The following is a 13,764-nucleotide window of genomic DNA, read 5'->3' as shown; positions in this document are numbered from 1 at the left end:
ACGTCATCTTACGATCGGTGGCGCAGCCGTGCTGCCCCGGACGACCAGGGTGGTGCCGATCTCCACCCGGCTCTGCGGCGGCGACCCGCCGGCCGCCATGGTGAGCACCATCCCGGTGGCGGTCGAGGCCATCTCGGCCAGCGGCTGCCGTACGGTGGTCAGCGGCGGGCAGCACCAGCGGGCGTTGTCGATGTCGTCGAAGCCGACCACGCTCAGGTCCTGCGGTATGCGCAGGCCGAGCTGCCAAGCGGCGGCGTAGACGCCGAGGGCCTGCAAATCGTTGCCGCAGATCACCGCCGTCGGGCGGTCGGGTCGGTCGAGCAGGTCACGGCCCAGCGCTGCGCCGTCCTCGTAGTAGAACCGGCCGCTGCGGACCAGGTCGTCGTCGAGCCGTACGCCGACGGCGTCCATCGCCGCCCGGCAGCCCTCCAACCGGGCGCGGGCCCCCAGCATCTCGATCGGCCCACTGATGACGGCGATCCGGCGGTGTCCGAGGTCGAGCAGGTGGCGGGTCGCGGTGATGCCGCCGTTCCAGTTGGTGGCTCCGACCGACGGAGTGGCGTGCACGGGCTCCCCGACCGGATCGAGGGCCACCAGTGGAATGGCGCTGGCGGCGAGTTGAGCGTGCTGCTCGGGGGTGAAGGCGGAGTAGACGGCGATCACGCCGACCGGCCGGCGGGCGAGCAACTGCTCGGCCCAGGACCGGCCCGGGTCGGTACGGCCCTGTACCTCGGTGAAGCCGACGGAGAGTTCGTGGGTCCGGGCGACCTGCTCGACCCCGCGCAGGATCTCGATCGCCAGGTGGCTCTCCAGCTGGTAGAACACCACTTCGACGCCGGCGGTCGGGGTGACCGAGCCGGGCCGCTGGTAGCCGTGCTCGCGGACCAGTGCCTCGATCCGGCGGCGGGTCTCCAGCGCCACCCCGGTTCGTCCGTTCAGAACCTTGGAGACCGTGGGTTTGGAGACTCCGGCGAGCTCGGCGATGGTCGCGACGGACAGTTCGCCGCGGCGGCGGCCCCGGCGCTGGCCCCCCGACGGTGTGCCGACCGTCGGCGGGTGTTCCGGGTGTGTCGGGGCGTGGTCCACGACCGTTCGCCAACCTTCCGCTTGATCTGGGGCTTCGCCCGGCTCATGCTACGAGGTGTCGAAGCGCTTCCATAGGGCTGTCTCGATGTCGATCTGAGGTTCGACCTTGTGTCTCGAACTGTTTCTATCGATACTAGTAACTGTTTCGAGCCGGAGTAAAGCGGGAGCCTGGGCAGCCCCGTACCGGATTCCCCTGCGTGCGTTCCGGAGGAAGCACATGAGACTCATGGCCAAGATGCTGGCCGTCACCGCCGCCGCCGTCACGGCTGCGGCGGCCGTCCTCACCTTCGCGGCACCCGCCTCGGCGGCCACCCTCACCGAAGTCACCAACTTCGGCACCAACCCCAGCAACCTGCGCATGTACCTGTACGTGCCGGACCGGGTAGCGACCCGCCCGGCGATCCTGGTCGCCATGCACTACTGCACCGGCACCGGGCCCGCCTACTACTCCGGCACCCAGTACGCCTCCCTGGCCGACCGGTACGGCTACATCGTCATCTACCCGTCGGTGACCCGCAGCAGCCAGTGCTTTGACGTCTACTCGCAGCAGGCACTGACCCGGGGCGGCGGCAGTGACCCGGTCGGCATCCGCTCCATGATCAGCTACGTGCAGCAGCGCTACAACGCCGACCCGGGCCGGATCTTCGCCACCGGGACGTCGTCCGGCGCGATGATGACCAACGTCATGCTCGGCGTCTACCCGGACGTCTTCGCCGCCGGCGCGTCCTTCGCCGGTGTGCCGTTCACCTGTTTCGCCACCACCGGCGGCTCCGAGTGGAACAGCCAGTGCGCCAACGGGCAGATCGTCCGTACCGCCCAGCAGTGGGGCGACGCCGTCCGCAACACCAACCCCAGCTACCGCGGCCCCTGGCCCCGCATGCAGATCTGGCACGGCACCAACGACGAAACACTGCGCTACCCGAACTTCGCCGAGCAGGTGAAGCAGTGGACCAACACGCACGGGCTCAGCCAGACGCCGACCTACACCGACAACCCGCAGGGCAACTACACCCGCACCCGCTACGGCGCCTCCGGCGGGATGGCCCCGGTCGAGGCGATCAGCATGCAGGGCGTCAGCCACAACATTCCGGTCGACGCCGCCCAGGTGATCCGCTTCTTCGGCCTCGACGGCACTGCTCCGCCCACGACCGCTCCGCCGACGACCGCTCCGCCGACGACGGCCCCGCCGACGACGGCTCCGCCTACCACGCCGCCGCCGTCCGGGGCCTGCCGGGTCACCTACGGGGTGAACGCGTGGAACAACGGGCTGGTCGCCTCGGTGACCATCGCCAACACCGGCAGCAGCGCGATCAACGGCTGGAGCCTGGCGTTCACCCTGCCGGCCGGGCAGACCATCATCTCCGGCTGGAACGCGACGTACTCGCCGACCAGCGGCGCGGTCACCGCCCGCAACATGTCCTACAACGCCACCATCCCGCCGAACGGCTCGCAGAGCATCGGCTTCCAGGCTACCCACTCCGGCAACAGTGGTAGGCCCAGCTCGTTCACCCTCGACGGCACCCCCTGCGCCGTCGCCTGATGTGCGCCACGGTGGTGGGGGGGGTCCGACCGGACGGACGCCCCACCACCCGTACGCGATGGAGGACAGCATGCTCAAGGTGGGAATTATCGGTGCGGGCGGCATAGCCGGTACGCACATCGCCGGTTACCAGGAGTTCGGGGAGGACTGCCGGATCACCGCCGTCTGCGACGTGACCCTGGCGAAGGCGCAGGAGCGCAGAACGACCTTCGATCTCACCGACGCCCGCGTCTACGACGATGCCGGGGCCCTGCTCACCGCCGAGGAGTTGGACCTGGTCAGCATCGCGACACCGCCGTCGACGCACGCCGACATCACCATCGCGGCCCTGCGCGCGGGTGTCAACGTCCTGGTGGAGAAGCCGATGGCTCCGTCGTTGCAGGAGTGCGACGCGATGCTCCGCGCCGCCACCGAATCGGGCAAGCTGCTGTCGGTCGTCGCACAGAACCGGTTCCGCGACGACATGGCCACCTTGAAGGCGGTGCTGGACTCTGGTCTCATCGGGCCTGTGTCACACGTGCAGGTCAACTCGTCGTGGTGGCGGGGGCGGCCGTACTACGACCTGTGGTGGCGGGGGACCTGGGCGTCCGAGGGCGGCGGATGCACCCTCAACCACGCTATCCACCACATCGACCTGACCATGTGGATGCTCGGTCGGCCATCGGCGGTCACCGCGATGCTGGTCAACTCGCAGCACGACAACGCCGAGGTCGAGGACCTGTCCGTCGCGATCCTGCAGTACGACCGGGCGCTGGCCCAGCTCACCAGCTCGGTGGTGCACCACGGCGAAGAACAGGAGATCGTCATTCAGGGCGCGTACGCTCGGGTTTCCCAGCCATGGCGGGCAGCGGCCGAGACCAGTGCACCGAACGGGTTCCCCACCCCGGGTGGCAACCCGGACCTGCTCGCCGACCTCAATGCTCTTGCGCAGGCGCGCCGCCCGTTGGCACATGTCGGGCACACCGGCCAGATCGGCGACGTCCTGCGTGCGGTCCGCGGCGGGGTGGCACCTGCGGTGAGCGGCACCGACGGACGCAACGCGGTCGAGCTGGTCACCGCGATCTACGAATCGGGGATCGAACGCCGGCCGGTGGCCCTCCCGCTGTCCCCGGACGATCCCTACTATCAGCGCGGCACCCTGATACGGCGTGCGCCGCGTTTCTTCGAGAAGACTGTTGCGGTGCGGGACCTGCCCGGTGCCATCACCGTCGGCGGCACCGCCGACCACGACAACTGAGGAGACGGACACGTGACGAAGGTCAGTGGGGCGACGTTCGCCCCGGATCCCTTACCGACCCCGGTGGTGGCACCGGGGGAGTTCGTCTTCGCCGCGGTCGGCCTCAACCACGGGCACATCTACGGCATGAGTTCCGGTCTGCTCGGTGCCGGCGCCACCCTCAAATGGGTGTACGACCCCGACCCGGCCAAGGTCGACGCGTACCGTCAGCGGTTCCCGCAGGCGCGGGTGGCGGGTGACGAGGCGGAGATCCTCGAGGACGACGCGGTCCACCTGGTGGCTGGTGCCGCCGTCACCTCGGAGCGGTGCGCTCTCGGCCTGCGGGTCATCGATGCAGGCAAGGACTACTTCACCGACAAGGCCCCGCTCACCACCCTGGAGCAGCTGGCCGATGCACGAAAGGCCACCGCGCGCACCGGGCGCAAGTACGCGGTCTACTACTCGGAGCGGATCCACGTCGAGGCGGCGGTGCTGGCGGGTCAGCTCGTGCAGCGGGGTGCCATCGGTCGGGTGGTGCAGGTCATGGGCCTGGGGCCGCACCGCCTGTCCGCTGCCGGCCGCCCGGACTGGTTCTTCGTCAAGGAGAAGTACGGCGGCATTCTCTGCGACATCGGCAGCCACAACGTCGAACAGATGCTGTACTTCACCGGCTCGACCGACGCCGAGATCAGCCATTCCACCGTCGGTAACTTCAACCACCCCCAGTACCCGGAGCTCGACGACTTCGGCGAGCTGAGCCTGGTGCTGAACAGCACCGCGACCGGCTACTGCCGGGTGGACTGGTTCACGCCCGACGGGCTGCGTACCTGGGGTGACGGGCGGACCTTCATCCTCGGCACCGACGGCTACATCGAACTGCGCAAGTACGTCAACGTGGCGACCGACGCCGGCCCCGGTCACGTCTTCCTCGTCGACGGCACGGGCGAGCACCACCTGGTCGCCGCCGGTCAGGTCGGCTATCCGTACTTCGGCCAGCTGATCCTCGACTGCCTGCACCGGACCGAGAACGCCATGACCCAGGCCCACGCGTTCAAAGCGGCGGAGCTCAGCATCCGTGCCCAGCAGCAGGCACGGGTGCTCCGGCACGCCGTGGACCGCTGACTTCTTCGGCGCGGTGTATCGCTCTGGGAGCCCTTGACCGGTTCCCGAGCGATGCATCAAGGCGAGGAAGCCTCATAACAGATATTTCTCAATAATGAGTACATATAGGCTTCTGCGCGCTTATGGTCTTGAGTAGTGCGGGACCCCCCCAACGCCCGTCGAGGAACTTCTACTGACCTTTCGGGACGCTGCGGGAGTAGCTGTGACCAGTGAGCGACGCCTACGTCGACGACTCAAACAAGCCCAAACCCCGGCCAAGGTGGGCTATCTCCTGCTGCTCGCCGCGACGACCGGTAGCTTGACGCCGGTGGTGCAGCCGGCCGCTGCGGCAGAGGTCCGGCAGTTGGGGGATGTGCGTCCCAGCGCAGAGTCATCGCTCGTCACACCTGGGCCGCATGGGCACCGTGCCGTCTGGTACCCCGCAGCGCCACTGCGCGACGACCCGGCGATTGGCGATCGCGAACGCTGGCAGCCGGGTCTTGGGCCGCAGGGTTGGCAGCGTTCAGAGGACGAATGGCGTCGACACAAGCCGAGCCGTGGCCCTCAAGGACCGCAGGGCGCTCAGGGTGCGCAAGGAGCGCAGGGAGCTCAGGGAGCGCAAGGAGCGCAGGGAGCTCAGGGAGCGCAAGGCGTTCAAGGTGCGCAGGGTTTCCAGGGTGCGCAGGGTTTCCAGGGTGCGCAGGGTGCTCAAGGTGCGCAGGGAGCTCAAGGTGCGCAGGGAGCTCAAGGTGCGCAGGGAGCTCAGGGAGCTCAGGGAGCTCAGGGAGCTCAGGGCGTTCAAGGGGCACAGGGCTTCCAGGGTGCGCAGGGTGCGCAGGGTGCGCAGGGCGCTCAAGGTGCGCAGGGAGCTCAAGGTGCGCAGGGAGCTCAAGGTGCGCAAGGTGCGCAAGGCGTGCAGGGAGCTCAAGGTGCGCAGGGTGCGCAGGGCGTTCAAGGGGCACAGGGCTTCCAGGGTGCGCAGGGTGCGCAGGGCTTCCAGGGCGTGCAAGGAGCTCAAGGAGCTCAAGGTGCGCAGGGTGCGCAGGGAGCTCAAGGCGTGCAGGGTGCGCAGGGTGCGCAGGGTGCGCAGGGGGCTCAAGGCGTGCAGGGTGCGCAGGGTGCGCAGGGAGCTCAAGGCGTGCAGGGTGCGCAGGGTGCGCAGGGAGCTCAAGGCGTGCAGGGTGCGCAGGGTGCGCAGGGAGCTCAAGGCGTGCAGGGTGCGCAGGGTGCGCAGGGAGCTCAAGGTGCGCAGGGAGCTCAAGGTGCGCAGGGTGCGCAGGGTGCGCAGGGAGCTCAAGGTGCGCAGGGTGTGCAGGGGGCTCAAGGCGTGCAGGGTGCGCAGGGTGCGCAGGGAGCTCAAGGTGCGCAGGGAGCTCAAGGTGCGCAGGGAGCTCAAGGTGCGCAAGGAGCTCAAGGTGCGCAGGGCGCTCAAGGCGTGCAGGGCGCGCAGGGTGCGCAGGGCGTTCAAGGGGCGCAGGGCTTCCAGGGCGTGCAGGGCGCGCAGGGTGCGCAGGGCGTTCAAGGGGCGCAGGGCGTGCAGGGCGTGCAGGGTGCTCAAGGGGCGCAGGGCTTCCAGGGCGTGCAGGGTGCGCAGGGTGCGCAAGGTGCGCAGGGGTTCCAGGGTGCTGACGGTGCTCAAGGGGCGCAGGGTGCTCAAGGAGCTCAAGGTGCTCAAGGGGCGCAGGGCGCTCAAGGCGCTCAAGGCGTTCAAGGCGCTCAAGGCGTTCAAGGCGTTCAAGGGGCGCAGGGTGCTCAAGGGGCGCAGGGTGCGCAAGGTGCGCAGGGTGCTCAAGGTTTCCAGGGCGTGCAAGGTCCCCAGGGGCCACAAGGCGCGCAAGGTGCAGGCTTCCCGGATCTCTACGTCAACTCGGCTTCCGCAGGGGGGTCCGGGCTGCTTGAGGTGCAGTGCGATGCGGGGGACGTTGCTACCGGTGGTGGTCACCAATCCCAGGGAAGCCCCGACACATCGCGGCCAATCCCCATCGCCGGTGAGCCGACTGGTTGGCAAGCCGAGTTTGGCGGAACTGGCGGCACAGTCTATGTCGTCTGTGCGGACATTGCGTGATCTGAAGGTCGACGAACGAGAGCGTTCGGTGTTGGACATCAATTATTAGGGGTGGCGAGAAATGAAAATGCGAACGATGTTTGGATCGCTGGCGTGTGGTGCAGTGCTACTGGCCGGGGTTCCGGCATGCACCACCGACGGAGAAGCGCAGGGTCCGGAAACCAAGAATGCCGGAGCTGTGAGCGAAGACCTCGTCGCTCTGGTTCGGAAAGGTGTCGAGGAGGGCCAGTCGGGAGATATCGAGAAGGCTAAAGAAACCTTCGAGCAGGTACTGGCTGTCGATGAGAATAACGTGTTGGCCTGGTACAACCTCGGCTACATCGCGCAGTCGCGGGACCAGATCGCACAGGCCATCGAACGCTATGATCAGGCATTAGAGGCTGATCCCTCCTATAAGCCTGCTCTGTTCAACAAGGCCATCGCACTCGAAAGTCGTGACAAGGAGGCGGCGATCGGTCTGTATCGCCAGATCGTCGACCTTGATGATGAGGCTTCGACCGCGTACCTGCGGCTGGGTCTCTTGCTGGTGAGCGAGGGTGATGAGGCCGAAGCCCGTACGGCGTTCGAGAAGGCGGTGCGGCTCGATAGAGCGCTGTTGGAAAGCGTTCCTGAGGAACATCGAGGCGACGTCGATGATGTTCTGAGCCAGTGAGTGAGTGGTGGAATGAGAAAGCCAGCTGTTACAGTTTTCACAGGCAGTAACCGCACCAAGTTCTTGGATGAGTGCCATCAGTCGCTCCAAGCGCAGACGTTCGATGACTGGGAGTGGGTCATCGTTCTGAATCAAGGGAACCGCTGGCGGCCCGAGGTGCCGGATCAGCGAATTCGCCTGGTGGTGCAGGATGAGGTGTCGGGCGTTGGTGCGGTCAAGAAGCGGGCCTGTGCGGAGGCGTCGGGCGACATACTCGTCGAGTTGGACCACGACGATCTTCTTGCTAGCGACTGCCTCGAAAAAGTGGTTGATGCCTTCGACGAGAATCCGGAGGCCGGCCTGGTCTACAGCGACACCGCCCAGATTGCTGAGGACGGTAGTCGCGACGACAGTCGCTTTTCGGCTGATCATGGTTGGCGATATCGGGACGTCCGGGTTGATGGCTGCGAAGTGCTGGCCTGCATGGCGCTGCCGCCGACGCCGCACAATGTGAGCTACATCTGGTACGCGCCGAATCACGTGCGAGCATTTCGCCGCAACATCTACGAAAAGTCCGGCGGGTACGACGAGGTACTTGACGTCGCCGACGATGCCGACCTCATGTGTCGCATGTATCAGCTAGCGGATTTTCATCACATCCCAGAGTGTCTCTACCTGCAACGGATGCATGCAGGAAATACGCAGCGTGTGCCGGAGATGAACGCCAAGATTCAGCAGCGTACTGTGGAGGTCTATGACCGGAATGTGCAGCTGAACGCGTTGGCGTGGGCCAAGCGGCAGGGTCTGCTTGCGCTCGACCTGGGTGCGGCACACAACAAGGTCGAAGGTTACCAAGGTGTCGATGTTCATGCCGGACCTGAGGTTGACATGGTATGTGACATCACCAAGGGCCTGGATCTGCCGGACAGCAGCGTTGGAGTGATCCGGGCGAGTGACTTTCTGGAGCACATCCCGGACAAGATCGCGTTGTTCAACGAGCTGTACCGCTTGTTGGCGCCTGGCGGGATGCTGTTGTCGTTGACGCCGAGCAGCGACGGCAGGGGCGCGTTCCAGGACCCGACGCATGTTGCCTTCTACAACGAGAACTCGTTCTGGTATTTCACGGACCAGCAGTACGCCAAGTACGTACCGGAGATTACCTGCCGTTTCCAGGTGTCCAGGTTGGTTACCTACTTCCCGACGGACTGGCACCGCGCGCACCACATTCCGTACGTGGCGGCCAACCTGATCGCGATCAAGGACGAGGTGCGAAACGGGGGGCTGTTGGCGGTCTGACGTGGCGGTTGCCGGAGAAGCCGGCCCTGCCCAAGGCGGCCGCGCGAACCCCGGACACAAGCTATCGCGGGAGGAGTTGACTCGGTTGGCCCGTCCACGACACATGCAGCGCTCCGCGGGCGCGGGTGCATGCCGGCCTCGGCCAACGCCGCCTGCACCGGGTCCAGCCTGGCCTTGAACCGGGTGCAGCCGGCGACCTCTGCCGGCCGTACGCCCCGGTCGAGCCACTCGCGGGCCCGCTGCACCAGCGCCGCCGCCTCGGCCGGCTCGTCCGGAAACCCGGCTACCGTCGGCCGCCGACCTCGCAGCAGCGACCGGTAGCCGGTCAGGTTGTCGCGGCCGTCCCCGTCGAGCAGCCCGGTCGACCAGGTGAGGATCTCCGCCGTACTGCGGTAGTTGATTCGCAGCCGGAAGCTGCGCCCGGCGGTACGGATCCCGAGCGCGGCCAGCGACACTTTCGCGTCGTTGATCCGCTGATGCGGATCGCCGGTGAGGAAGGTGTCGTCCGGACCGGCCGGAACCGCTGCCCGCAGCACCCGCCACTGCGCCGGGTGCAGATCCTGCGCCTCGTCAACCACCACGTGGTCGAACCGCAGAGACGCGTCCTCGGCGGCGCCGGTGTCGCCATCGGCGAGCAGCCGCGCCGCGTCGGCGCACAACTGCAGGTGGGTGGTGGCACCAGCGGCGGCCAACTCGGCGCGCAGCGCCTCCACAGCCTGGCGGTCAGCTCAACTGTTCACCCTCGTCGGCGTCGTCCTCGGCCGGCGGTTGCGCCTGCTGGTAGAACCAGTCGAGCTGCTCGATCAGCAGCTCACGGGCCGCCGGGTCGGCGAGTACCGACAGCCGCAAACCCGGCCGTAGCCCGATCCGGGCCGCCGCGATGGACACCCCGGGGATCTTGTTGAGCCGCTGCCGGAACTCCTCACGCAGCGCCATGTCGTCGAACGGCATCCGGTTCTTGAGATGCTGGAAGACGATCTCGAACTTGCCACTCGGGTAGATCGTCGCCGGCCAGATGCTGCCGAGCCGATGGTCCTTGCCGCGTGCGATGAGAAAGCACGACGTTTCGTCGCCGGTGCCGTAGAGCAGGCGGCCGCCGAGCGCGGTCCAGCCGTCGCGAACAGCCTGCACGGCGGCGACCACCGGCGGGTCCTGCAGCTGGGCCAGCTGAGTGTTGAAGCGTTCGGCGTGCGCCGCGCTGGATCGCGGTGACCGGGGGCGCGGCAGATCATCGGTGCTGAGCCCGGCGAGCTGGGCCAGCTCGTCCAGCGGGATCCGCTGCTCCGGGGCGGCGCGCCCACTGCCATCGAACTCGACCCCTTCGGCCCGCAACAGGTCGAGCGGGTCGTCGGTACGGGCCGGATCGGGCCAGCGGAAGCCCGGTGAGACGGTGCCGCCGGTCTGCAGCACCCGGTGTGCGTTCGGCACCGGATGGTTCGCCAGCCGCGTCCCGACCGGCACCGGGTGGCTGCCGATCAGCGCGGCCACGTCGCCGTACGTGGTCCACGAACCGGCGGGCAGCTCGGCCAGCGCCCGGTTCATCACGTCCCACGGCACGTCGGAGTCGTTGTCGCGGGAGGCCTCGACTGGACCCGGCCAGAGCGAGATGATCTGCTCGGCGAGCGCCTCGCTGCGGGCCTGGATTTCCGGCCGCCCCCACCGCTCCTGCTGGGCGATGTCCCGGTTGAGCACGATCGGGCTCTTCGCCAACGCGGCCTTCTTGGCGTCGAACGGTTTGTTGCCCAGCTCGGAGTTGTATCCGGTGAGGGTCAGGTTGCCGATCGTGTGCACCAGCGACTCGTGCACGTCGGTGAAGTTCTCGTCGGGCCCGAGGTCGTCGTTGAGCATCTGCCGCCACTGCGCGGTCGGCGTCTGCGGCAGCACATGCTCGATGGTGAGCGTGTCGGCTGCCACCGGCTCCTTGCTGCGGTGCGCCTCCTCCAACCACTGAAGTACGAGGTTGCGCTGATGCGCGCGTCCGTTGAGATAGAAGGGGATGGTCCTGGTCGACGAGCGGATCTGCGCGTCGGTTGCGTAGTGCTTACGGCCAGTCGACAAGTACGCCCGGACCGCTTCGTCGACCGGGAGCTTCGCGTCCATCTCGGTGACGATCGACATCAGGATCCGGTTGACGTTGGCGGTCGCCCGACCGATCACCAGGCGGCGGACGAAGAAGCTCTCCACGTACCGCATGGCCGCGATGACCTGCGCGGCGGTGGCGGTGCCCTGCGCACGGCGGTCCAGCAGGTGCAGCAGCAGCGGGTAGACGGTGGTGGCGCCCCAGGCATGCAGCCGGGTCAGCCGCCGCCGGACCTCGGGGTCTGGCTCGCTCTCCGGGTGCAGGATGATCTTCAGCAGCGCGCCGAGGTGGCTGAACCGGCGTACCTCCGCTTCGATCTCCGCTTCGCCGCGCATCGCGTTGAGCCGCAGCTGGTGCGCGGCGTAGATGTCGGTCTGCTTGGCACGGCCGTTGCGCTGCACCAGGTCGAGCCAGAAGAGCAGCTCGAGGTCCTCCCGGTTGAGGGTATCCTGCAGCGGGAACCATAGCGACTTGTAGACGGTCTCGCCCCGGGTCGGCAGCCGCATGAAAAGGTAGTTGCGCAGCAGGTCGGCCTGGGTCAACTGCAGGCCGGTATTGTTCAGCGACTCGAAGATCCGGTAGACGTTGTCGCCGGCCTGCGCGGTGACCGCCACCAGCGCCAACCCGGTGATGACGGCGTTCTCGATCCGCGCGATGTCGAACGGGTCCTCGACGTCGTCGTATTCCATCAGCCGGCTGGCGAAGAAGCGGTACGCCGAACCGACGTGGTCGCTGCCGCCGACCTGCGGAGTCGACTCCACGCAGGCCAGGTACGCGTCCCGGTCAGCCTGGGTGGGCACGAGTTTGAGCCGGTGCGGATCGGACTCGAACTGGTTGATCAGGTACAGCTGTTCGATCCGCCCCCGGTGCTTCGGATCCTCGGTCTTCGCCCGGTGGTCCCGGATCGCGCAGAGCAGGATCGACAGGGTGGTGAGGCGCTGCTGCCCATCGACGACCAGGAACTCCTGCACCCCGACCGGGCCGATCTCCGGGCTGGGTGCCAGCACCACCGAGCCGATGAAGTGAGTGGCGGCGGGGTCCGCGCGGCGGTCGTCGGCGAGCTTCTTGATGTCCTCCCAGAGCCGCTTGCACTGATGCTCGGACCATGAGTACGTCCGCTGGTACAACGGCACCCGGTACTGCTTGGTGCCTTCGAGCAACTTCTGCAGCGTCGTCTCCTGCGCCGCGACCATCGGCGACTCCCGTCTAGTGTGCACACTCCTCGAACCCGGGCAATGCAACCAGAGTGCGCGTCAATGGACAACGGCCAGGCGTACGAGTTGCCGGGTGTTCGTTCGGGCCGCCGGAGGCGGTTATCGGACACCTCGGAGGGCGACTGACTGTGTCCTTGGCAATTCGAAGCGGGCAACTTGCTGCGCCTGGCTGGCGGCGCTGCGCCGAGCGGGTAGCCTGCTGCCGTGGCCGTCCGACATCCCCCGTACCTGCTCAGGCTCAAGGTGAGCAACTTTCGCAGCCTTCGGGCGGTGGAGGTGCGGCTCGCCGCGCTCAACGTACTCGTCGGACCCAACGGCGCCGGTAAGTCCAACCTCCTCGACGTGATCGCCTTCCTCGGCGACGCCACCCGGGAGGACCTCGGGCCCGCGCTGGAGCGACGCGGTGGATTCGACCGGGTGCTGTTCCGGGGCGGTGGCGACCAGCGGCCCAGCATCACCATCGAGGTGGAGGCCGCTGTCACCAGGAACAGCAATTTGCGGGCCACCGACAACTACCAGCTCGGTGTGTCCCGGGGAAAGCTACGCGACCAGACGGAGCGCTACTTCCTGCAGCGCTCTGAGCATTCGCGTTCAAGCGGACCGCCGGCCCGGGCCGGCGTATCGCGGTCTCCGGCAACCAGGTCACCTTCCATGGCCCCGAGGGTGGGGAGCGGAAAGCCAGTCTGCGCGAGGGTTCGCTGGGATTGTCGACGTTGAGGTCTATTCACAGGCGATCCTGTAGAAGTGCAGCCCGATGGCACAGGAGATCGTTTCTGTGAAGGTCGCGAGCGGTCTGCGGTAGTCGGTGTGCAGGATTCTCCAGGTCTTCAGATTCGCGATGACCTGTTCGACGACCCAGCGGATCTTGTTGACCTGCCTGTTGTATTCCTTCTGCCACTCTGTGAGCTCGCCGCCCTTGGGCTTCTTGTACGGGGTGATCATGCCGTTGCCGACGTATCCCTTGTCGCCGATCCAGCCTGCAGGATTCAGGCTGACGAGAACACCGGTGTCGTTGATCGCGTACGAGTCGTGGTGGTTGCCGGTGACGGGATCGGAGACCCAGACGAGCGCGCCGTCGAGGGTGCAGGCGACCTGGACGCTCATGCCCGTGGTCTTGTGCTTGCCGGAGTACAGACAGCGGTCCGTGCGCCATGACCAGCAGGGGAACAGGGTGCCGTCGACGATGTACTGGACGGTCGGGTCGAGCTCGTCGGCGGTCGGCACGAACCCCGCCAGCACGCGGTCGAGGACCGGGGTGATGGCGGTGACCGCCCGTGAGATCGTCGACTGGGAGACGCCGTGCGCCTCGGCGATCTCCGCTTGGACGCGGTTGCGCCGCATGTAGGTCAACGTGACCACGAGGGCGCGGTAGAGGCCGAGGATCGGTGGCCACGGTTCCATGCCCAGGTTCCGGCATTCGGCGCGGACCAGCACGCAGAGGTCGCGGATCTGATCGGTCGTGAAGCCGGTGGTATGATACATGTTCGGCGGTCCGCTTTTCTTTGGTTGTTGTGTGGTAACTCCATCCTATGGGA

Annotated in this window: 12 protein-coding genes; 7 read left to right on the top strand and 5 right to left on the bottom strand. The window is 67.1% G+C overall.

Annotation, left to right across the window (positions count from 1 at the left end; genetic code table 11):
- Positions 1 to 3: 3 nt before the first annotated feature.
- Positions 4 to 1,086 (bottom strand): LacI family DNA-binding transcriptional regulator, encoded by a 1,083-nt coding sequence (locus ACN28F_RS08125; RefSeq protein ID WP_289207440.1) that lies wholly within the window; start codon positions 1,084 to 1,086, stop codon positions 4 to 6.
- Between the two features lie 217 nt (positions 1,087 to 1,303).
- On the opposite strand from ACN28F_RS08125, the gene ACN28F_RS08120 reads away from it, so the two are divergent.
- The 3 genes from ACN28F_RS08120 (at position 1,304) to ACN28F_RS08110 (ending at position 4,964) form a co-directional block, all read left to right on the top strand.
- On the top strand, positions 1,304 to 2,626 hold the full coding sequence (locus ACN28F_RS08120; RefSeq protein WP_421357371.1) for a PHB depolymerase family esterase: 1,323 nt from the start codon (positions 1,304 to 1,306) through the stop codon (positions 2,624 to 2,626).
- A gap of 70 nt (positions 2,627 to 2,696) precedes the next feature.
- Complete coding sequence (locus ACN28F_RS08115) at positions 2,697 to 3,863, top strand: Gfo/Idh/MocA family protein (RefSeq protein WP_421357370.1); 1,167 nt, start codon at positions 2,697 to 2,699, stop codon at positions 3,861 to 3,863.
- Between the two features lie 12 nt (positions 3,864 to 3,875).
- Complete coding sequence (locus tag ACN28F_RS08110) at positions 3,876 to 4,964, top strand: Gfo/Idh/MocA family protein (RefSeq protein ID WP_421357369.1); 1,089 nt, start codon at positions 3,876 to 3,878, stop codon at positions 4,962 to 4,964.
- A gap of 502 nt (positions 4,965 to 5,466) precedes the next feature.
- Here ACN28F_RS08110 and ACN28F_RS08105 read toward each other — a convergent pair.
- Positions 5,467 to 6,582 (bottom strand): hypothetical protein, encoded by a 1,116-nt coding sequence (locus ACN28F_RS08105; protein ID WP_421357368.1) that lies wholly within the window; start codon positions 6,580 to 6,582, stop codon positions 5,467 to 5,469.
- Here ACN28F_RS08105 and ACN28F_RS08100 point away from each other — a divergent pair.
- Genes ACN28F_RS08100 through ACN28F_RS08090 form a run of 3 tightly spaced genes read left to right on the top strand, consistent with a single transcriptional unit; the run spans position 6,566 to position 8,935 of the window.
- On the top strand, positions 6,566 to 7,057 hold the full coding sequence (locus ACN28F_RS08100; RefSeq protein ID WP_421357367.1) for a hypothetical protein: 492 nt from the start codon (positions 6,566 to 6,568) through the stop codon (positions 7,055 to 7,057). The two genes, ACN28F_RS08105 and ACN28F_RS08100, sit on opposite strands and share 17 nt — an antisense overlap.
- 12 nt (positions 7,058 to 7,069) lie before the next feature.
- Entirely contained in the window at positions 7,070 to 7,660 is a 591-nt protein-coding gene (locus ACN28F_RS08095) for a tetratricopeptide repeat protein (RefSeq protein WP_421357366.1), read from the top strand.
- Positions 7,661 to 7,672: 12 nt separating this feature from the next.
- Positions 7,673 to 8,935 carry a glycosyltransferase gene (locus tag ACN28F_RS08090; RefSeq protein ID WP_421357365.1) on the top strand — a complete coding sequence of 421 codons (1,263 nt, stop codon included), beginning with the start codon at positions 7,673 to 7,675 and terminating at the stop codon, positions 8,933 to 8,935.
- Here the strand turns inward: ACN28F_RS08090 and ACN28F_RS08085 are convergent.
- Positions 8,830 to 9,648, bottom strand: a complete 819-nt coding sequence (locus tag ACN28F_RS08085; protein WP_421357364.1) for a UvrD-helicase domain-containing protein — start codon at positions 9,646 to 9,648, stop codon at positions 8,830 to 8,832. The genes ACN28F_RS08090 and ACN28F_RS08085 overlap by 106 nt on opposite strands.
- A 10-nt stretch (positions 9,649 to 9,658) precedes the next feature.
- Positions 9,659 to 12,208, bottom strand: a complete 2,550-nt coding sequence (locus ACN28F_RS08080) for a GmrSD restriction endonuclease domain-containing protein (RefSeq protein WP_421357363.1) — start codon at positions 12,206 to 12,208, stop codon at positions 9,659 to 9,661.
- Between the two features lie 225 nt (positions 12,209 to 12,433).
- Between ACN28F_RS08080 and ACN28F_RS08075 the strand changes: the two genes are divergently transcribed.
- Positions 12,434 to 12,946, top strand: a complete 513-nt coding sequence (locus tag ACN28F_RS08075; protein WP_421357362.1) for an AAA family ATPase — start codon at positions 12,434 to 12,436, stop codon at positions 12,944 to 12,946.
- Positions 12,947 to 12,949: 3 nt separating this feature from the next.
- Here ACN28F_RS08075 and ACN28F_RS08070 read toward each other — a convergent pair whose 3' ends face one another.
- A complete protein-coding gene (locus ACN28F_RS08070) occupies positions 12,950 to 13,711 on the bottom strand; it encodes a transposase family protein (RefSeq protein ID WP_289205445.1) in 762 nt (253 codons plus the stop codon).
- Positions 13,712 to 13,764 lie beyond the last annotated feature (53 nt).

The organism is Solwaraspora sp. WMMA2101, from assembly GCF_049179175.1.
In the GTDB taxonomy this organism is placed as follows: Bacteria; Actinomycetota; Actinomycetes; order Mycobacteriales; family Micromonosporaceae; genus Micromonospora_E.
The sequence above is the reverse complement of the archived record's forward strand: the minus strand, read 5'-3'. Positions and strand labels throughout refer to the sequence as shown.